Genomic DNA, 19,622 nt, shown 5'->3' with positions numbered 1-19,622 from the left:
CGCAAGCATTGATCAGCCTGGCCATGCTCAGCCTCGGCGGCCACAAACCGGTACTCCCCGGACGAAAATGACCCACGGATATGTCAGGAGAGCCGGATTTTTGGCGATTTCCGGGTGTGCTTCAAGGCGATGGGCGTCTTAGAACGGAACCCTCGTCGGTCCGAATCCCTGAGTTGCACGGCCTTCGCAAGCGGCCGGCAGGCATCCAAGATGCGCGGAATAACAGGGAATTGGGCGATGCAGGTCGCTGCTCAATGCCAGCGGTGTCCTTCCGGACGGCGCCCAGACGGTCCTCCCCTTCGAATACAAAGGTCGTCGGTTGGAAGCGCTCGGTAGGGCGGGGTATATGACGCTGACCTGCGGTTTTCCTGGAGCCGCGTGGCCTGGCGGTGCTCCGTTCGGACCGAACTCATTAGAAACTCATTAAATTGAACCTCGGACCGTATCGGTTAGCCCCTTCCCTCTGCGTCCATTGACCTTATCCCGGCTGAGCACGCGGTGGATAACCCCGCCGTCGCTGACCGCCTTTCGTCTCGGCTTCTAGGCACGGAACATACTGACTCTGATCGAATGTCAACCCAACGGGTGGTGGCACTCTAGCTGCAGATTCATTTCCCAGACCCATGGTGCGGCAACCCAGACCATACCGAACATGCTCATGGGCATTCTCGAGAACATGGCATCGAGGATTTGGTTGTCCATCTCTGGGATATTTGATGTCTCCGACCTAGGGCATTCTGGCTGGCCGGCCGTGCGCAGAGGACTATTCAGAAAGGATGCAACAGCATACCAAGCGATCGGTGAGTCTAGTGTGCCCTCGCGACGTTTGGGGCTTGAGTCCTGCATTTCCCGCGTTTAGGAGAGTCCCAAACGTAATAAATGCGAGTGCTCGAAGAAATAAGCATGTTTGCTGGATGGACTGGACTAACCTCGAATCGTGCTCAAATCCAACTTCACGTCCAAGCCATCACGTGGGCAGACGCTGCCATTAGTCCTTCTTATTGTGGGTGTACTCCTGGGCCTCATGACTTTCGTATTTGCGGGGAATCAGTCCGAACCCGCCCTCGTTATCCTTGGTGGACTCGGTGCAGTCACCGCAATTGTGCTGACGTTCATTATTGCCCGGAACCAGAATGCGGACACGTCCCACTTGCGACACATTGGTGAAGCGACCCACGACCTCGGTGAAGCAACAAACCAGGTTCTTGAAGATGTTCGACGCGTGTTACTCAGGGTCGAAGAGCAAACTGCGAATCATGACTACGGTCAAAGTTTGCAAACATCATCAGAAGAATCCAGCAGCGTGGACGTGAGCTTCCAAGAAGCAACCGACGAACCCGCCCACGCAGACATGCCGTCCTATGCTGCCGAGGCGATTGTGATGCTTCAGAAGCGCGGAGCAAACTTAACGTTCGAAAATCTGCTTTGGCGCCCTAAAATTCCCCTCCCTGCCATGAGAGGCAACCATGGGTGGTTCGTGGAATCCAAAGACGGTACGAATCCCGAGCGCTGGTTCGTCCGCAAGGCCAAGGGCCTAACAGTGCGAAAAGCCATGCCCCGGGAGTTTTTGGACGCATTGGAAACACAGGCTCCCCTCGACCTCCGCGAAATTAAACATGACTTCCAACTTAGAGATCACGGACTAGCCGCTTGGTACGCACGTACCTACGACAACGTCCTCTGGAAGGTGTCGCGAAGCAACAGGAATGCATCCGCCGGTATAAGCGTCACCCGTGAGAATCCTGACGATTAGGTTCAACGCTAAGCGTGACGACACTCGGGGGTGTATCGCTGAAAGGTGACGGAATTATCCGGGTCGAGGGGCACCAATGGACGGTAAACGGCTTTTATGCTGTTTTTCCTTGGGTTGATTGATTCATTTAGGATCGGGTGGAGGCGGAATTTTGGGGTCTCTGTTTTCAGGAATCGGATCAGATATTTGCTCATGGGGTCCGCCCAAAGTTTGGTTGCCATCTTGGAGTCAGGGTCAGGTCGATAGGTCGATCGGTGCATGGTGAGTCGGCATTCAGCGGTGTTGCTTGTGGCTGGGTGTCGTACCTAGATCAGATGGGCATATCGGTTGTTCAGAGTTAACTGATATGACTATGCATAATAGTTGATAACAGGTTACTATTGTGTCTATGGTTCAATCTTGGATGACCACAGTGGAAGCTGCCGAGGAGCTAAAAGCCACACGGCCTATGGTCCATAAACTGCTCAAAAATGGAAGTCTGCTCGTGGCCGGCCGTGCTGGACGCTCGATTCTCATCGACAGTGCTTCTGTCCAGCGTTATAAGAACCGGCGTCCCCTGAAGGGGCGCAGTTGGAATGCTGCGACGGCCTGGGCCGCGCTCAAGATCATTGAGGGTGGAACACCAAGCTGGATTGACGCGACGTCCCGTTACCGTCTCAAGCAGCGCCTCAAAACCATGGATACAGCCGAACTGGCGGCGGCCGTGGGTACCAAAGACCAGGTGAAGCGCTACCGCATTGCACCCGCCGGTATTCCACGTGCTGCAGACTACTTCCTGCCTACAGGGACGACGGCCCTGAACGATTCAGTGGTTGCGGATCGATTCGGGCTGGCCGCCGGAAGGACGGATGTTCTGGAAGGCTACCTCGATACAGTCAGGGCGCCGATGATTGTCAACGGTCTGTCCCTGGTGGAGGACCCTGCCGGGAATATCATCATGCACATCGTCGATGGCGGATACGCCTTCGAAGATCCCGGCACGCCAGATGCTGCCATTGCCGTCGACCTTATGGATTCACTCAACTCCCGGGAGCGGGCCGCCGGCAAAAACATGCTCGAAAAGATCTTCACGCAGTGGAAAGAAGCTAATGGTGGTTGAACGCGAAACTTGGACTATCGAGGCACCTGCCGGAGGATGGGCGCCGCCTTGGCCGCAATGCATGGAGTTGGCCGCCGTGATCCCTTCTGACCAGTGGACGCTGGTTGGTGGACTCATGGTTCAGCTGCACGCAACGGCTGCTGGCCTTCCGGTTAGCCGAGCCACCACGGACGTGGACATGGTGCTGCACATTGAAACGGAGGCAACTACTGCTCCGAAGATGCAGCATGCCCTCGGGGCTCTGGGCTACGAGATCAAGCAGTCACTGAATGAGGATGCACCCGCGCACCGCTTCCTTCGCGGTAAAGAGCAGGTCGATGTCATGATCGCAGACCACACGGCGCCGCGGAACATCACGAAGATGGCCGGTAGGGAGCCGTTCCAGATCGAGGGAGGCACTCAGGCTCTCCAGCGCACGGTAAACGTGGTGATCATTGGCGATGATGGGGTCAAGACCCAGCTGAGCATCCCCAACGTGCATGGCGCCCTGGTTCTCAAAGGTGCCGCCTACATGACGGATTCACGGGACCGCGGCAGGCACTTGGACGACGCTGCCGTGCTGTGTGCGTGCATCAAAGACCCCTACGCCATCGTCGAGGCGCGTCACGGCTCCGACAGGAAGAGGATCAAGGCCCTGTTTACTGCGCTCGTGTCTCCGACGCACCAGGGGTGGATGCAGCTCGAAGAGTCGAAACGTCAAGCGGCACACGACGTGCTGCGAATCCTGGCAACTGCAGACAAGATGCCGGTGCTGCCTCCGATCGGCCGTTTGGGCAACCCCGACTGAGCCAGCCTACGAGGCCATCTTGATTTCGTCGGCCGGCTTGTAGTCGTACGGGCGAGGCGCGCGAGCTGTCACCACGGTGGATGTAACCGACTCATTAGAAACTCATTAAATTGGATGACAATCATGCAAGCTTCAGTACCATCCATTGTTATGCTTCCTTCGTACTGAAAAAGGTCAGGAATGGCTTTTGGCAAGTCGAATCGGACGATAGAGGCGACAGCGGGGGTCATGGGTTCGAATCCCATAGGAGGCCCATTGGTGGTCGGTAGTTATCGGCACTGCTCAAAAATCCTGGAATTGCGGGGATTTTTGGCGATTTCCGGGTGCGCTTCAAGGCGATGGGCGTCTTAGAACGCAACGGTCGTCGGTTGGAATGGCCCGGTGGGGTAGGGGACGTACCGCTGACCTGCGGCTTTGCTGCGGGGGAGTGGGACTGGGAGACGCTGCTTCGACCGAACTCATTAGAAACGCACTAAATTGATACAAGACCTGTGCGGTTCACCTGCGCGCGGTCTTTGAAGGTAGCTTGGGCGCATGTTAGCCAAGCTGCCTGACCGATCGCCGCCCCCAAACATGGGGCGAGGTGGACATACCCACCTCGCTCGCGGCGGCGAGTGTATTGCAACTGAGCCCTGACAATGTTCCTTGGCTGCTGGTACTGCAGCTCTTGCTGCTATTGCAGCCGGTATCCCCGGCCGCTCCAACTTCCGGACGCTGTCCTTCTCGAAATTCAAGACCCTGTCATCGGCCGCGGGGTTGGCGACGAGGCCACGCGCGGGATGCAGGATCCTTTTGAAGGCCTTTTCGCATTTGAAGTTCCGTTCTGCGAGAGGCCACGGCCTGAACGCAAAATGTTCCGGTGTTGGTGGGCAACGCGGCCACGTTTGGATGCCGCGCGTGGAACAACTACAACGGCGGCGATCACGTCATCGTGGTGGGTGCGGTCTGCGCACTGACCGTGGGGGATGCGGGGCCGTTGCTCTTCCACGAGGGCGCCTTCCTCCAGATGGGTGAGTGTCTCGATGAAGGGCAGGATGGCGCGTCGTTCGCCGGCGCGAAGTCCTTCGAGCCGTTTATCCGTTAGGAATACTGAATGTGGTTGCCTCAGCAGGTCCGGCCTGGACTACACGGCGGGACCCGCTGAGTCACTCGTGTTATTTCAGGAGTGCTTTGATGACTTCGTTGGCCACGTCCTCGCTGGACTGAGGGTTTTGTCCAGTGATGAGGTTGCCACTGCGGACTACATTGGAGCTCCAGGCAGCACCATTGTCAATGATGGCGCCCTTGTCCTTCAAGGCATGCTCAACGAACCAAGGAGTGTTGGGCCCGGTCCCACCGTTGAGCTCTTCTTCATTGGTGAATACGGTCAGGTGGCGGCCTTCGAAGGCGAACTTGCCCTCATCACTCACCGCGCTTAGCAGAGCGGCCGGACCATGGCAGAACGGGGCAATGATCTTTCCGCCCGTATCTGCAGCGATGAGCAGCCGGCCCAAATCCTTGTCCTTGTAGAGATCGGTCATGGGGCCGTGTCCACCGGGCACGACGACGGCGTCGTAGAGTTCCACGTTTACCTCCGCCAGCACCAGAGGCGCAGCCAGCTGCGCGTCTATCGAGGCGATGTACTCGCGGAAACCCGCGGCTCTTTCCTGGCCCCCAGCCGAATCGGGCGCCAAACTCACCTGATCCACGGTGGGCTTCACGCCTCCGGGAGTTGCAATGTGAACGGTGTGTCCGGCGTCGAGCAGGGTCTTGTGCGAAACCACAAGCTCCTCCGCCCAATAGCCGGTGGGGTGTTCGCTGCCGTCGCGCATGGTGAGGGAATCAGCGGCGGAAACAACCATCAGTATGTTAGCCAAGTTTGTGTTCCTGTTCTGCTGGGCCGTGCGGCCCAGCTGATGTTCGTGTGTAGTTATTGACGCGGTGGAAGGCTGTTAGCGCGCTGCTTCGAGTTCCGCGTAAGTTTCGTCATCAAGGGCCACGCCGGCCGCGCCCATGTTTTCTTCGAGGTGCTTGATAGAGCCGGTGCCGGGAATGGGCATCATGGCCGGCGAGCGGCGCAACAGCCACGCCAAGGCCACCTGCGAGGTGGTGGCACCCAGGCGCTTGGCGGCCTCATCGAGGGGTCCGCCGGGCCGTGCCAGCTCGCCAGCGGAAATGGGTGCCCAGGGGATGAAGCCAATACCGTTTCGCTCGGCGTAGTTCAGCACGTCCTCGGAGCTGCGGTCGGTGAGGTTGTACCGGTTCTGCACGGTAGAGACGGTGAAGTACTTCCCGGCTTCCTGAAGCTCGGCCACGCTGACCTGTGAGAGGCCTATTGCTTTGACCTTGCCCTCTTGCTGCAGCTCACGCAGGACCGTGAATTGCTCTTCCGGATCCACCTTGGGATCGATCCGGTGCAGCTGGAGCAGATCCAAGGAATCCACTTTCAACTTGCGCATACTCAGCTCGGTTTGCTGGCGCAGGTATTCGGCTCGGCCCACGGGAATCCATGCGTCGGGGCCCGTGCGGGTGAAGCCGACCTTTGTGGCGATCTTCAGGCCATCCTTGTAGGGGTGCAGTGCCTCGGCCAGAATGTCTTCGCTGATGTTAGGCCCGTAGGAATCAGCGGTGTCAATGAAGTCGACTCCGAGTTCCACGGCACGTTGGACGACGGCGATCGCGGCACTGCGGTCCGCAGGCTCACCCCAGACTCCGTCACCGACGATGCGCATGGCACCGAACCCTAAACGATGGACCGTTCCCAGACCCGATAGATCGATGGTGGGTGATAGTTTCAGATGCTGTGAGTTCTCATGTTCCATAGAGGACACAACCCCCTCGACTCGCCGAGTATTCCCTCGTGGTTGTGAAGTGGCAGGTGGAACGTGCCTCCTTCTCGTAGTGAACTCGGACTTTTGACCGTGTCCAAACAAGCGACTTATTGACTGCACCACGCTCATCAACCTAACTCGTGGCTACATGGCAGGCCATCTCGATGGGGGCACTTTTAGCTCAGCAGTTTGCGCAGTCCAATGCCGTAGCCTGCCCGTGCCACAACAGCTCCAAGGGGTCGCAGCCAGCGCGGCAGCCACGCTGGCCGGAGACTTTGGGTCCAGGTGACCACCACGCCGGCGTCGTCCTGCTCTACGCGGGCCTCGACCTCGCCTGCCAGCGGACCAAATTTAGACACCTCTAAGCGTCCCGGATTTCCAGCATTAGGTGCTTCGGCGCGGCGTACCACCATGCGGTCAGCCATTTTTACTGGCCCCACGGATGTGAGTCCAACAAACTCCAGACCATCATGCATCCGGCTCTGTGCTGGCGACACGATGGTGAGGGGAATGGCTCGGGTGTGGCCATCAAGATCGGTCAGCTTGTCCCATACATCATTGGCCTCTCCGGTGCGCCTAATCTGGAGCGTGAACGTATCGCTGAAAGGCCCACGCGCCTTGGCCATTCCGTGCGTTGCGCCAAGTGCCCGTGCGGCAGCAGCTCCACTGGCCAATGCTCCTTGGATGGAGGCTTCGGCAGTATCTCCGGCGATGATCACGCCGTCGATCCCACTTGAAAGGGGCCGTCGCCCGGGCTCAATAGAGGGCAGAGCATCCGGGATGTGGTGCCTGACCAGCAACCTCCAGCTGGGATCTTTGACTCCCATGATGCTGGCGGCTTGGGCCATAGCCTCGCTGTCATCGAGATTATGCACACCCACAGCGGTGGCTTGCACCAGATGTCGTCCGGCAGGGGCGTAGGACGGGCACGCATTGGAGATCACTGAAGTGTGGATCAGCCGGGAATTTCCTCGGAGATCAAGGAAGAGGAAGGGCAACTTACTGGGACGCTGAGGAGCATCAAACCACCACGTGGTCAGAGAATTCATGGTCGGCTCTGGCTGTCCAGTGAGCCGGGCACTATCCCGGGGACCGGTGGCCACCACCACCTGGTCCGCTATCAGCTCTTCGCCGGAGGTACAGACCACTCTCACTTGGCCATTGTGGCTGCTAAGTGATTCTGCAGTCGTCGAGAATCTGATCCGTTCCAAGACCGGCCCGGCCAACTGATGTGCCACTGCCGACATTCCTTGTGCCGGCAAGGATGGGATTCCCTTGGCGAAATACCAGGCCAGTGTCCTAGCTGAAGAAGCCACGGTTTTTAGATCCCGGTCTGCCACCACACCCGAAAAGAATTTTTGAATGACCTTGCGTAAGGACACTGAGAAACCAGCGCTGTCAATCGTTTGGTGCAGTGTCAGTGATTCGTCGCTTGCAAGGCGATTCCAACGGAGCAACGCAGCAACGTCGCTTAGTTTGACCGTACCGCTGAACAACCCTTTCAGGTATGAGGGATGCCGGAAGGGATCTGCGACTATCTGCAACCCAGACTCATCGCGAACTGCGACACCGCGTCCTGATGGATGTAGGTCAAGGTCTTTGAGGTTCAGCGCCCGCCGAGCGTCTGGGTAAGCCGGGTTAATGAGCTGAAACCCCCGGTCGCACCGGAATCCGTCAATTAGTTCTGTATCGACGCGGCCACCAACTATAGGGGATGCTTCCAAGACCGTGACCTCGTGCCCTTCCGCCACGGCTAGTCCTGCGGCACGCAGGCCCGCCAGCCCCGCGCCAATCACAATTACCTTCACAGCATTTTCCTTCTCCGGTCAGGAATCATCGTATTAATTCGTGCCCTTACCAAAGCTACGTGCCGTTACCAGAGCTTAGCCCTGATCCGCCAACGAAAGTCGGTGAATGACCGATATTTTTCATCATCAAATCTCCCCTGTCTCGGAAAATTCAACTCACTGTAGAACAATTCTTCCAAGAACAAAAGGCACTTCGCGGATGCATGTTTCTTACCGTCTATCCCGGGTGCAGTCGTAAATATGCGGGGGCTTGGACTCCACATCGGTGGCCGCCGCAGGGGGTATCGACGCTAAGAATTACTGGATTCGGGGGTGGGGATCAAACTAGCGTGTCTTCGACAGTCGGTTCCACCTCTCTCTGCAACGGGGTCGGAGTACCGTGATGACATGACTGATCAGCAGCCTTACCAAATCGTGCGAAGCTTCGATGATTTTGAAGTACGCCGCTATCCCGAGCACGTCCTGGCGGAGGTCCTTGTCGAGGGAACCTTTGAAGATGCCAGCAACCGCGCGTTCCGTTACCTTTTTGCCTATATCAGCGGAGAGAACCAGGCAAGCCACAAAGTCGCGATGACCGCCCCGGTGGTGCAGGAGGCTGCTCCAGAAAAGATCTCGATGACCGCTCCCGTCCTACAGCAAGGAGTTGAGGTCCAAAGGGATGGCGGCGGGACGTCAAAGTTCCGGGTCGCCTTTGTCTTGCCGGAAGGTTTCACGATCGAGAGCGCGCCTTGGCCCACCAATCCCAATGTGCACTTACGGACAGTTCCAGAGAGCCTTGCTGCGGTTGTCCGCTTCAACGGACGCTGGAGTGCCGCGCGCTATCAGCAGCATCTTCAATCGCTGAGAATTGCCTTGAGGGAAGCCGGTCTCGCATCGATTGGCGCGCCCCGCTTCGCCAGATTTGATCCGCCGTTCAAGCCATGGTGGCTGCGTCGCAATGAGATAGTGCTTGACCTTGTGGAGCCCGGCCAAGGTGGCACCGGATACAGCTCAACATAGACCATCCACTCTTGTAATCGCCACAATGTGGACAATGGAGTTCCGTAACCATCAATAGCTACCCGCCAAAAATAACGCCAGTTACAACCGACTCATCAGAAACACATTAAATTGAGTGCCAAACGCCGGCTTTTCAGTATCATCTATTGTCATGCACCTGTCGCAGTAACAAAGGACAGAATCGGCTTCTGACATCTCAAAACTGTCGATCGCGTCGACACGGAATTTTTCAAGTCAAGCGGTACCAAGGTGAGTTAGACAGCGGCTAGGCTGCTGTTTTTCAGGTGGGTTCTTGTGGTTGGTTGATCCATGCCGGGCCGGGGAGGGCCAGAATTTTGGGGTCGGTAGTGGTGCTGAATCGTTGGGGGCGTGTGGCCCGTGCTGCCGCCAGGGTCTGCGATCATTTCTGTGCGACCTCGTCGACGAAGCCGTAGTGGACGTTAGCCGGGGTGTGGAAGACGATCCGGGAGTGTTGGGGGTGGTGGCAACGTCCCCAGCTGGATCCATGCACCGGACAGAGCGAATATGTTGCTGTCGCAGTTCCGGGTGACCCGGTCAACCCATGTAAGAATTGTGGCTCTACGTGGATCCTGAAGCCACCCTTTTGGTTACAGGCTTGATTGTGGCTACTGTGCCCATCGGCATTACTGGTGAACTGTCTCAGTTTGCAGGCGGTTCTGAAAGGGCTTCCGGTTCCAGGCCTCGGGCAGGGTCTTTCCGTGTTGCCTCCTTACTGCCAAGGGACAGGGTGGCCAGCAAGCCCAGGCTCAGGAACCCTGCGGCGAAGTAGGCGGAATATTTGGTGCCGTTCGAAAATGCTGTTCTGGCGGCCTCCGCAGCACCTTGGGTTGTCGGATCCTGCTGAAGGACTTTAATGGCGGCTCCTGAGCTTTCCACCACGGTTGTGACGATCTGCTCCCGTGTTTGTGGGGGCATGGTTTGATCGCTCAGGTAGTTGTCCAGCTGCACCGAGGCGGTCGTGAACAAAACTGTTCCAAGGATGGCGATACCCAGAGCGGAACCGATTTGTCGTGACGTGCTTTGGGTTCCGGATGCCTGACCACTTTTGAGCTGCGGAACATCCTTGAGTGCAACCCCAGTGAGTTGGGCTGTGGCAAGTCCTACTCCCAGTCCGTAGATGAACAGGAAGGGCACCAATAGACCCCACGGTGTGGTTGAACTGATCGACAGGCCCAACAGTGCCACGCCGATAATTTCCAACCCAATGCCCGTGCGGACAATTGTCACGGGCTTGATCTTATTGCCCAGAGCACCGGCCAATCCACTGGCGGCGAAGGACCCTGCCGCAAGAGGCAGCAGCAGCAGACCCGTCTGTAACGCGGAGTACCCCAATACGTTCTGAAGCCAAATTGGCAGTGACAAGATGATGCCGAACTCGCCCAAGCTCACAATCATGGCTGCTACATTGCCATTCCGGAAGGACGGGATGGAAAAGAGGCTGAAATCAAGTAGGGTACTGGCGCCCCTGCGCGAACGGGACAGCCCTGAAGCGATGAAGGCTACTACCGACAGAAGGCTCACAACGAATGCCACCGGCACCGGCGACAGTTCCAGGGGCCAACGCCAGCTGCCCAAAGTGAAAGGGTTATGGACCAGCCACCACCCGTAATTTCTTCCCTCAATCAGCCCGAACACCAATGCTGCGCTGGCGATCACCGAGAGCACGGCACCGCTAATGTCGATTGTCCTGCCTGAGGTGGTGTCGCGCGACTCCTCGACTGCCATGAATATTCCCACCACAACTATCATGCCCAGGGGAATGTTGATCCCAAATGCCCACCTCCAAGAGAAAGACGTGGTCAGCCATGCACCCAGCAGCGGACCTATGGCGGACATGCCACCAATCGTGGAGCCCCACACGGCGAAGGCGATGGCCCTTTCCTTGCCGCGAAAAGTGGCATTGATAATCGAAAGGGTCGTGGGCAAAACCATGGCACCGCCGACGCCCTGCAAGATGCGGGATCCAATCAGAAATACACCGAGACGACCACAGCAATTCACCCTATGGGGCGGGCAAGGCGAGTGCATCTGTAAGCATTCCTTGCCCGCCCCGCACCATTTTTGTTAAGGGTTGCGTGCCACCATGGCAGGAATCGGAGCTGAATCTATCTAGGAACTCCCTCCGGGTCACTTGGGGTGTTCCTCAGAGAATTTTTCCTTTTCCGCGCCACCCATAGGGACTCCAACAAGATGCTGCACAAGACCCAGAGCAACGTCCTAATCGCCACATGTCCGGTCTGCAGACATTAGGTCGAACTTTCCCCAGCATTTCGTGTAGACCAGCAAGCTGGTACCAATTGTCATTCGATTGTATCGACCACGAGATTGACTGAATTTTGTCCGCATCATGGTTCCACCTACGGACTGCACCAGGTCTGTGCAGCCGAGTACTGAAATTGGTGGAGGCGACTTCTGAAAATTAGAGGCGGGGGTACTCTCACTGATGCGCAACGGCGCCTGGCTTCGTTCTGATGTGCCGTGGTGTCTCGCCTCGGTCGCGGGTTTGGTCGCCGAGTTGTGTCCGCAAAGTCTCATTTTCCTTCTCCAACACCAAGACTAGGCGGATGCCGGAGAGGTTCAGGCCCAGGGAGAGAAGCTCCGTGATCCGTCGAAGGGTTACCAGGTCCTGCTCGCTGTAGCGGCGCGTGCCGCCTACGGTACGCCCCGGTACCAATAACCCCTTCCGTTCGTAGAGCCGGAGGTTTTGCTGGCCCGTTCCGACGAGTTCAGCCGCGACGGAGATCGCGTACACGCCGCGTGCTTGCGGGTTGGATACCACGGTAGTGAGCTCCTGAGTTGCCATCTTGCTTGCTTGAATAAATACACCTTGCACCCAGTGTGTCAGTCGTGTTATAAAAAATCTATGCCAGCCACAACAGATCATGGCGGCGTGAGAGAACTAAATATCTGCAACTGAAAGCTAAATGACACTGAGATTAAGTGGCGTTGTGAAGGAGTGAGTAAGCAATGTTGATGCGTACAGACCCGTTCCGTGAACTCGACCGGCTCGCGCAGCAGGTTCTGGGAACCGCGGCCCGCCCGGCGGCGATGCCGATGGACGCCTGGCGTGACGGGGACACCTTTGAGGTGGAATTTGACCTTCCCGGGGTAGCCCCGGACTCGATCAACCTCGATGTGGAACGCAATGTCGTCACGGTCCGGGCGGAACGTCCGGGCCTGGATGGGAACAAGGAGATGCTGGCCTCCGAACGGCCCCGCGGCGTGTTCAGCCGCCAACTGGTCTTGGGCGAGAACTTGGACACAGAGCACATCGAAGCCAGTTACGACACCGGGGTACTAACCCTGCGCATCCCAGTAGCCGAGAAGGCCAAGCCACGCAAGATCGCTATCACCACCAAGGAAGGAGACCGCCAGGCCATCAACGCCTGACGCAACAGTACTCAAAACCGGTTAACCCAGACCGGGAAGGCAGACCAGGTCCGCGAAGGGATATCGGGCGATCGCCGTAGGGCACGCCACCGCGCCTCAAGCGCAACAAAAAGCGGTAACTGTTACTGTCTCCCGCACCGGCGGTCCCCGGCCCCCAAGACCGGGGACCGCCCCACCCATCAGCTGATGCCGCCCCGGGGTGCCGGGCACCGCGGGGCTCGCGAGGATGTGAGCTGTGATGAGAAGTTCCCCAGACTTATATGCCGTGCTGCATCTGGATCCGCAGGCCACCCCAGCGGAAGTGCGCCGCGCATACAGATCCCTGCTTCGATACCACCACCCAGACGCCCGCCCGGCTCCGGCCACGCAGGGCGAGGCGGCCAGCGAGCACGAGAAGCTGACGCAGATCATGGACGCACACGCCGTGCTGGCGGACCCTATCCGACGGGCCCGCTACGACCATAACCTGCCTGGCAGCCAAATAGGGCAGTCGACAGACAAACGGGATGAGAGGACACCGGAGAAGACCTCCTCAACGAGGTACACGGGTACAGGCCTCCCCACAGCACCGCACGAGTGTCCCTGGATCATTGTCGGTCCGCTACGGTGGGGACCACCCCGCCAAGGAGGTAGATTTTGATGAGCGCATGGCACCGCTACGATTCACCCCTGCTGCCGGCTTTCCACGAACGCTTCGAGCAACGCTGGGGCAAGGGCACGGCCCCGTTCCTGGATCCCGAATTCCACGAACAACCGCTGCCCCGTGCTCAATGGATTAACGCTGATACCGGGGCCGCACTGGCCGTGGTCCCGGTATGGAACGATGACGATGGCATCCACCGTTCCTTCGCCGTGTTCTATCTCCCGCCCGCAGGAGACATCTGGCTGCTACGTCCAGGCAGCACGGACTACCTCCAATCCCCCGGCACGGAGCACATCGCCCTGCGTAACGACGCCTTCAAAAAAGCCGTCGACCACGCCGAAAATTTCATCCACGGCCCCGAAAAGCACTAACCACCACCACTGACCGCACCAGTCAACCGCGCCAGATAGCCCCGCACACTCCCGGGACCTGCACCGCTATGAGGGACGTCCCTAGTCGAACTAATTCGCTCCCGTGGCAATCGCTGATGACACGTTGAGCATCCCTCGATAACCATATGGTGTCCCGTTCAAGGTTCCCTTGCGGAACACCATTTTTGCGAAGCACTAAATCCACTGTATTGAGCGTAGTGGCACCATCCGCAGACCTTTCGAGAGACAGGGCCCCATTTTTCGAGTATGACAGGGAAGTGGCAGACTTGCAGCCATGAAGACGACAACTTGGTATCAGCGGATCGAACGATGGGAGCCACTGGTTCTTAGCATCGTGTTAATCGCTGTCGGCATCAGCATTGTCAGTCGTGTTGCCACAGATCCGTCCGGTTGGGATTGGGTGTTTTTTTGCGTTTGGTTAGTGGCGATTCTGTCCAGCGGCGGGGCGGCAATTGCACGACGACGCCATCTGGGTAGGTGGCTCACGAAACGAGTCCCCACAACAGGTGAGATACCAGCCGGTGACGTGCAGGCGGCTGTCGAATCCACCGACAATCGGATAGCGGCAACCAAGGCCCTACGTGAGCTACACCCGGGACTCGACCTGGTGGCTGCCGCTGATCTGGTCAACGACCTAATGGACAGTGACCAACGACCCTAGTACCCCATGCTGGCTGACATTCTCGTGGTGGCGGGTACACCTCGGTTTACTATCCCTACTTCATATCCGAAGGACCGGGCCTCTAAATCCACCATTCGCACTCGCGCCCTTAACGATGTCAACACTGTGCCGACTAGCTGTCCCGCATACCCTCCCGGCATACGGTCCGCTTGCCCCGGTCTCCTCTCAATGGCATGGAGCTGGACTTATCAACGCTGTATCGGATCCAACTTGGTGAACTGTGAGAGCTGCCTTGAGTGATTCGAGGTGGGCGTGGCTGGATTCAGCGGCACTGGTGCTGTCTTGCGTGGCAATGGCTTCGACAAGCGCAAGATGGGCACCGTGGTCAGTTTCGCTATCGAGTGGCGCGCTTAGGCGAAGCACCTCGACCATGGATTGCCGTAGCCGAGGAACGAAGCTATCGAAGAGCTCAAGTAAAACAGTGTTGTTGGATGCAGCGACCACGGCACGATGGAACTGCATATCGGCATCGACATACTCTTCCTTGGACTCCGTACGACGAGCCCGTTGCTCGAGGGCGCGATGGATGGTGAGGAGGTCCTGAGGGGTTCTTCGTTTTGCTCCGAGTGAGGCTGCTTCGGATTCGATCGCTATACGGGCTTCGGTCGCTGAAATGATGTTGGCGCGTCGAAGCACGACTTCCCAGTCATCATTCACATCCAAGGCCGTAGCAAATACCCCGACGCCTTGCCTGGTCTGCAGGACGCCTTTACCGACCAGTTGGCCGATCGCTTTCCGGACAGTTGAACGTCCGACGCCAAGCTGGGGACCTAGGGTTGTTTCGCCGGATAGTTTCGCACGCAAAGGCCACTCGCCGGAACGGATACGTCCGTGTAGGAGTTCGGCGGCCTGGTCGGCTAGGGCGTGTTTCCTTGTTGGCGTAGCCAGATCAGGGTTGCGTAGAGGGCTATGCCGGCTCGGTAGGTGATGGCGAGTTTGTCGTTGCGTGTGGCGATGCTGCGCCATTGTTTGAACAGGCTGAGGGATTGCTCGACGACGGAGCGGCCTTTGTAGGCTTCGCTATCGAAGTTCACGAGCCGGCCGCCGTTGGCACCTTTGCGTTTGCGGTTGGCAATTTGGTCTCGTGGTTCCGGGATGATGGCCTTGATTTTCTTGTCCCGGAGCAAGGTTCGGTTGGCCCGGGATGAGTAGGCCTTATCGCCCATGACCGCATCGGGGCGTGTTCTGGCGCGGCCACCGCCTGGGCGTGGGACGCTGATGGCGTCCATGACGTGTGTGAACATGCGCGAATCAGAGCCTTGGCCCGGCCCGAGGACGAACGCCAGCGGTCTGCCCTTGCCGTCACAGGCGTGGTGAATTTTTGTGCTTAGCCCGCCCCGGGAACCACCCACGGCATGATCCTCAGGCTCGGTCCAGAGTTTCTTGTAATTCGGTGGATCCCCCTGTGCTGCGGGGAAGGTTTGTCCTGGTGATTGCGGAACGGGCGCCCGCGCTGGCCCTCAGAACTAGGCAACAACGGCTCAACACGGTCCCATTGGTCATCTGTAAAAACTAGAAAACGCGATACCCTCCAAGTTAATCAACCAACGACCAACCTATTTGGGAGACACGTCCTAGCCGCCGAGCCGGTCGGTGATCTGCTGGGCCGTCTGGGTACAAGCCTCACCCAAGGTTTGAAGCCGCTCCGGGGAGACACGGAACCGGGGCGCGGGGATAAGCACCGCCGCCACCAAGTTGCCTCGGTGGTCGCGGACCGGTGCGGCAACACCAACCTCGTCCAATGAAGATTCACCGTAGTTGGTCGCATAGCCGCGTGCCGCGGCATCCTTGAGTCGGAGCAGGTACGCTTCCAAGCTGGCCTCGTCCACGCCAGCGTAGGAGATGGTGCCGTCTAGGATCAGCGCCCGGACCCGTTCCTCCGGCTCTACGGCGAGGAAGACCTGCACGGAGGCGCTCATGGCTTCATGGTAGCGGGCGCCCAGCGGGGTGGTGTGCTTGACCTGCTGGGGGCTGGCGATTTGTTCCACGCACATGGATTCGCGGCCGTTCCACACCATGAGCGCACTGGTTTCGGTGGTCAGTTCGGTCAGGCGGTGCAGCAGCGGATAGGCCACGCGCCTTTCTTCGAGTTCGGCCAAGAGAGGCCCGGCCACCGCGATCAGGCCCAGCCCCAGTTTGTAACGGCGCGAGCTTGAATCACGCTCCACAAGGTCTTCCTGTTCCAAAGTGGTCAGGATCCGCGACACCGTGCTCTTGTGCATGCCCACCCGCAGGGCAATCTCGGTGACGCCCAACAACGGCTCTTCGGCGGAAAAGCAGCGCAGGACGGCAATGGCATTCACGATCACAGAAGTGCCGCGGGCGTCGGGGGAGGCGCTGGCGCCGTCGCTTGAGTTGGCTGTAGTCGTCATGGCCACCATCTTTCCCTAATTGTGCTCATGTTGTGGACACCTGCGGCTGCGGCGCCACGGGTTTCGTGGCGCCGCAGATGGGTGTTAGGCGTTGATGATGTTGTGCTCCGGGCCGAACGGGAACTTGGTGATGTTCTCCGCACCGCTTTCACCAACCACAAGGATGTCGTGCTCGCGGTAGCCGCCGGCACCTGGCTGGCCGTCCAGGACGGTGATCATCGGTTCCATGGAGACCACCATGCCTGGTTCCAACACCGTGTCGATGTCTTCACGCAGTTCCAGTCCGGCTTCTCGTCCGTAGTAGTGGGAGAGGACGCCGAAGGAGTGGCCGTAGCCGAAGGTACGGTTGGCAAGGAGCCCGCGATCCACGTAGATCTCGTTGAGCTCGGCGGCGATGTCCTTGCAGACGGCGCCGGGCTTGATCAGTTCCAGCCCGCGGCGGTGGACCTCAACGTTGACGTTCCACAATTCCAGCGAGCGGGCATCAGGCTCGCCGAGGAACAAGGTGCGTTCCAGTGCCGTGTAGTAGCCGCTGGTCATGGGGAAGCAGTTCAGCGAGAGGATGTCGTGCTCGGCCAGCTTGCGCGTGGTGGCCCAGTTGTGGGCACCGTCGGTGTTGATGCCGGACTGGAACCACACCCAGGTGTCGCGGATTTCCGAGTTGGGGAAGGTGCGGGCAATTTCGTGCACCATCGCCTCGGTGCCGATCAGGGCCACCTCGTATTCGGTGATGCCGGGACGAATCGCGTTGCGGATGGCTTCGCCGCCGAGGTCGCCGATGCGGGCGCCGTGCTTGATGACAGCGATTTCCTCCTCCGACTTGATCATGCGCTGGCGCATGGCGTCCTGCGCCACGTCAACCAAGGTCGCGCCGTCGAAAGCTGCCTGGATCTTGTTGCGGTTGTCCAGCGGCAGCGAGTCGTCCTCCACGCCGAGGCGGCGGACCTTGATGCCGCGGGTGCGCAGGGATTCCTGGATGGCGAAGATGTAGTTGTCCCGGCGCCAGTCCGTGTAGACGACGTTCTCTCCGTAACCGCGGCGCCACGGCATACCGGCGTCGATGTTCGCGGTGACGGTGACGGTGTCGCTTGCAGTCACCACCATGGCGTAGGAACGGCCAAAGGAGGTGAACAGGAAGTCGGAGTAGTACTTGATGCCGTGGTAGCTGGTCAGGACGACGGCGTCCAGGTCCTTGGCTGCCATGATCCTGCGAAGCCCCGCAAGGCGCCGCTCCATTTCAACGTCTGAGAACGTCAGCTGCACTTTTTGGCCGTTGTGCAGAACCTTCAGGCGCTCCAGTTCGGTGACGGACGTGGTGACTTCTGGGGTGGTGATGCTCATGGTGACTCCTTGTTGATAGCGTTTGTTTACATTTGTGGGGAAGGATCGGAGAGGATTGGGAAAGCTAGTGTTTCAGGGGGGCCTTGGACGTTTCCTTGGCAAGGGACACCGCAATCAGGGATACCACGGCGGCTGCCATCAGGTACCAGCCTGGGGCCAGGTCGGAGCCGCTTACGTTGATCAGCAGTGTTGAGACGAAGAGTGCGGTGCCGCCGAAGAGGGCGTTGGTGAGATTGAAACTCACGGCAAATCCGCTGTAGCGGACCTTGGTCGGGAACAGTTCGGCGAGGAAGCTGGGCAGTGTTCCGTCGTTGAGTGTCAGCATGGCGCCCAGCAGAATCTGGACCAGGATGATCACCAGGAAATTTCCAGTGCCCAGAAGCATGAACGCGGGCACGGTCAGGACTACGAAGAGTATCGAGGCCGTGATGAGGACCCGCTTGCGGCCGAACCTGTCCGAGGCCAAGCCGGTCAGGAAGATGAAGCCAATGTAAGTGGCGAGGGCGACAGTGGTGGCGATGAATGAAAGGGAAGCATCCAGTCCAACAACCTCGCTGAGGTAGGTGGGCATGTAGCTAAGCACCACATAGAAGCCCACAGCGTTCAGGACGACGGCGCCGACCGCGATCAGCAGCGGACGCCATTGTTCCCGGAACATGGACATGACTGGTGCCTTGATGGCTTCGTCCTCCATTTCCAGGGCCAGAAATGCCGGGGTGTCCTCGAGCTTGACACGGATGTAGCGACCGATCAGGCCCATCGGGGCAGCAAGCAGAAACGGCAGGCGCCAGCCCCAGGAGTTAAGTTGTTCTGGCGCGAGCGAAACCGAGAGCAGCAGTGCGATCAACGAGCCAAGGAGCAGCCCGGTGGCTGTGCTGGCCGGCACGACGGCCGCGTAGAGGCCGCGCCTGTTTGCCGGGGCATATTCCACCAGAAACGCGGAGGCGCCGGCGTATTCACCTGCGGCCGAGAATCCCTGGACAACCCGGACGATCAGCAGCAGGATCGGCGCCCAAATACCGATGATGTTGTAGTCGGGGATCAATGCGATGCCGAAGGTAGCCGCAGACATGATCAGGATCGAGAGGGACAAGGCGTTCTTTCGCCCCACCTTGTCCCCGATATGCCCCCAGATGAAGCCGCCGATGGGACGGACAAAGAATGAGATGGCGAACAAGCCGAACGTCAGCAGCAGAGCGGTCTGCTTGTCTGCTTCGGGGAAGAACACATGGGATATGGTGACTGCCAAGTAGCCGTACACGGCGTAGTCGAACCACTCAACAAAATTACCGATAAAGCTGGCGCCAACCACTCGGCGCAAGGTGCTTTTAGATACCTGGTTGCAATTCTCAGGGTAGGGCTGGCCGCTCAAGGTCGTCTGCTCGGCAAGATTCGGCATCGTTGCCGCCCTGCCGGAGCTTGTGGGTTGCTGATTTGTCATTTGATCCACCAAAGAGTTTGGGGTTGCATCCAACGCAACGCTGTTGCACCAGATTATGTGTGGTGCGCGTCACCGTCAAGGCTT

Annotated in this window: 19 protein-coding genes and 3 pseudogenes; 9 read left to right on the top strand and 13 right to left on the bottom strand. The window is 58.6% G+C overall.

The window, feature by feature from the left end:
* Nucleotides 1–573 precede the first annotated feature (573 nt).
* Nucleotides 574–702 (bottom strand): hypothetical protein, encoded by a 129-nt coding sequence (locus AB0O97_RS17875; protein WP_363884483.1) that lies wholly within the window; start codon nucleotides 700–702, stop codon nucleotides 574–576.
* Between the two features lie 235 nt (nucleotides 703–937).
* Here AB0O97_RS17875 and AB0O97_RS17870 point away from each other — a divergent pair, with 235 nt between their 5' ends.
* The 4 genes from AB0O97_RS17870 to AB0O97_RS17855 all read left to right on the top strand — a co-directional run bounded on the left by AB0O97_RS17870 (nucleotide 938) and on the right by AB0O97_RS17855 (nucleotide 4,723).
* Nucleotides 938–1,753, top strand: a complete 816-nt coding sequence (locus tag AB0O97_RS17870; RefSeq protein ID WP_363884482.1) for a hypothetical protein — start codon at nucleotides 938–940, stop codon at nucleotides 1,751–1,753.
* A gap of 403 nt (nucleotides 1,754–2,156) precedes the next feature.
* Nucleotides 2,157–2,852 carry a helix-turn-helix domain-containing protein gene (locus tag AB0O97_RS17865; protein ID WP_363884480.1) on the top strand — a complete coding sequence of 232 codons (696 nt, stop codon included), beginning with the start codon at nucleotides 2,157–2,159 and terminating at the stop codon, nucleotides 2,850–2,852.
* A gap of 76 nt (nucleotides 2,853–2,928) precedes the next feature.
* Nucleotides 2,929–3,639 carry a hypothetical protein gene (locus tag AB0O97_RS17860; protein WP_363884478.1) on the top strand — a complete coding sequence of 237 codons (711 nt, stop codon included), beginning with the start codon at nucleotides 2,929–2,931 and terminating at the stop codon, nucleotides 3,637–3,639.
* 859 nt (nucleotides 3,640–4,498) lie between these two features.
* Complete coding sequence (locus AB0O97_RS17855; RefSeq protein ID WP_363884477.1) at nucleotides 4,499–4,723, top strand: flavin reductase family protein; 225 nt, start codon at nucleotides 4,499–4,501, stop codon at nucleotides 4,721–4,723.
* A 70-nt stretch (nucleotides 4,724–4,793) separates the two neighbouring features.
* Here the strand turns inward: AB0O97_RS17855 and AB0O97_RS17850 are convergent, their stop codons facing one another.
* From AB0O97_RS17850 to AB0O97_RS17840, 3 genes are all read right to left on the bottom strand, one after another.
* On the bottom strand, nucleotides 4,794–5,495 hold the full coding sequence (locus tag AB0O97_RS17850) for a type 1 glutamine amidotransferase domain-containing protein (RefSeq protein WP_363884475.1): 702 nt from the start codon (nucleotides 5,493–5,495) through the stop codon (nucleotides 4,794–4,796).
* Nucleotides 5,496–5,570: 75 nt separating this feature from the next.
* Nucleotides 5,571–6,440, bottom strand: coding sequence for an aldo/keto reductase (locus tag AB0O97_RS17845; protein ID WP_363884473.1), 870 nt, complete (start codon nucleotides 6,438–6,440; stop codon nucleotides 5,571–5,573).
* 185 nt (nucleotides 6,441–6,625) lie between these two features.
* Nucleotides 6,626–8,257: an FAD-dependent oxidoreductase gene (locus AB0O97_RS17840; protein ID WP_363884471.1), complete on the bottom strand. Its 1,632-nt coding sequence runs from the start codon at nucleotides 8,255–8,257 to the stop codon at nucleotides 6,626–6,628.
* 387 nt (nucleotides 8,258–8,644) lie between these two features.
* On the opposite strand from AB0O97_RS17840, the gene AB0O97_RS17835 reads away from it, so the two are divergent.
* Nucleotides 8,645–9,256 (top strand): heme-binding protein, encoded by a 612-nt coding sequence (locus AB0O97_RS17835; protein WP_363884469.1) that lies wholly within the window; start codon nucleotides 8,645–8,647, stop codon nucleotides 9,254–9,256.
* A gap of 280 nt (nucleotides 9,257–9,536) precedes the next feature.
* Here AB0O97_RS17835 and AB0O97_RS17830 read toward each other — a convergent pair.
* From AB0O97_RS17830 to AB0O97_RS17820, 3 genes and pseudogenes are all read right to left on the bottom strand, one after another.
* A pseudogene (locus AB0O97_RS17830) lies at nucleotides 9,537–9,731 on the bottom strand (IS3 family transposase); the annotation flags it as partial.
* 185 nt (nucleotides 9,732–9,916) lie between these two features.
* Nucleotides 9,917–11,305 carry an MFS transporter gene (locus AB0O97_RS17825; protein ID WP_363884467.1) on the bottom strand — a complete coding sequence of 463 codons (1,389 nt, stop codon included), beginning with the start codon at nucleotides 11,303–11,305 and terminating at the stop codon, nucleotides 9,917–9,919.
* A 409-nt stretch (nucleotides 11,306–11,714) separates the two neighbouring features.
* Complete coding sequence (locus tag AB0O97_RS17820; protein WP_363884465.1) at nucleotides 11,715–12,080, bottom strand: MerR family transcriptional regulator; 366 nt, start codon at nucleotides 12,078–12,080, stop codon at nucleotides 11,715–11,717.
* A 164-nt stretch (nucleotides 12,081–12,244) separates the two neighbouring features.
* Between AB0O97_RS17820 and AB0O97_RS17815 the strand changes: the two genes are divergently transcribed.
* From AB0O97_RS17815 to AB0O97_RS17800, 4 genes are all read left to right on the top strand, one after another.
* Nucleotides 12,245–12,667, top strand: coding sequence for an HSP20 family small heat-shock protein (locus tag AB0O97_RS17815; RefSeq protein ID WP_363884463.1), 423 nt, complete (start codon nucleotides 12,245–12,247; stop codon nucleotides 12,665–12,667).
* A gap of 238 nt (nucleotides 12,668–12,905) precedes the next feature.
* Nucleotides 12,906–13,307, top strand: a complete 402-nt coding sequence (locus AB0O97_RS17810) for a J domain-containing protein (RefSeq protein ID WP_363884461.1) — start codon at nucleotides 12,906–12,908, stop codon at nucleotides 13,305–13,307.
* Nucleotides 13,307–13,681: a hypothetical protein gene (locus tag AB0O97_RS17805; RefSeq protein WP_363884459.1), complete on the top strand. Its 375-nt coding sequence runs from the start codon at nucleotides 13,307–13,309 to the stop codon at nucleotides 13,679–13,681. The genes AB0O97_RS17810 and AB0O97_RS17805 overlap by 1 nt, the downstream gene beginning before the upstream one ends.
* Nucleotides 13,682–13,976: 295 nt before the next feature.
* Complete coding sequence (locus tag AB0O97_RS17800) at nucleotides 13,977–14,363, top strand: hypothetical protein (RefSeq protein WP_363884457.1); 387 nt, start codon at nucleotides 13,977–13,979, stop codon at nucleotides 14,361–14,363.
* A 186-nt stretch (nucleotides 14,364–14,549) separates the two neighbouring features.
* On the opposite strand, the gene AB0O97_RS17795 is transcribed toward AB0O97_RS17800, so the two are convergent.
* The 6 genes and pseudogenes from AB0O97_RS17795 to AB0O97_RS17770 form a co-directional block, all read right to left on the bottom strand.
* Nucleotides 14,550–15,041 (bottom strand): FCD domain-containing protein, encoded by a 492-nt coding sequence (locus AB0O97_RS17795; protein ID WP_363884488.1) that lies wholly within the window; start codon nucleotides 15,039–15,041, stop codon nucleotides 14,550–14,552.
* A gap of 75 nt (nucleotides 15,042–15,116) precedes the next feature.
* Nucleotides 15,117–15,350: pseudogene (locus AB0O97_RS17790) on the bottom strand (hypothetical protein); the annotation flags it as partial.
* Nucleotides 15,242–15,897 (bottom strand): annotated as a pseudogene (locus AB0O97_RS17785) (IS5 family transposase); the annotation flags it as partial. The pseudogenes AB0O97_RS17785 and AB0O97_RS17790, both read right to left, overlap by 109 nt.
* A gap of 61 nt (nucleotides 15,898–15,958) precedes the next feature.
* Entirely contained in the window at nucleotides 15,959–16,765 is an 807-nt protein-coding gene (locus AB0O97_RS17780) for an IclR family transcriptional regulator (protein WP_363884455.1), read from the bottom strand.
* Between the two features lie 75 nt (nucleotides 16,766–16,840).
* The gene (locus AB0O97_RS17775) at nucleotides 16,841–18,097 is read right to left on the bottom strand and encodes an aminopeptidase P family protein (protein WP_363884453.1); all 1,257 of its coding nucleotides are present in this window, start codon (nucleotides 18,095–18,097) and stop codon (nucleotides 16,841–16,843) included.
* 64 nt (nucleotides 18,098–18,161) lie between these two features.
* Complete coding sequence (locus AB0O97_RS17770; protein ID WP_363884486.1) at nucleotides 18,162–19,496, bottom strand: MFS transporter; 1,335 nt, start codon at nucleotides 19,494–19,496, stop codon at nucleotides 18,162–18,164.
* Nucleotides 19,497–19,622 lie beyond the last annotated feature (126 nt).

Origin of the sequence: Specibacter sp. NPDC078692 (assembly GCF_040686835.1) — a bacterium.
In the GTDB taxonomy this organism is placed as follows: domain Bacteria; phylum Actinomycetota; class Actinomycetes; order Actinomycetales; family Micrococcaceae; genus Specibacter.
Note: the sequence above shows the minus strand (reverse complement) of the source record. Positions and strands in the feature narration are given on the sequence as shown.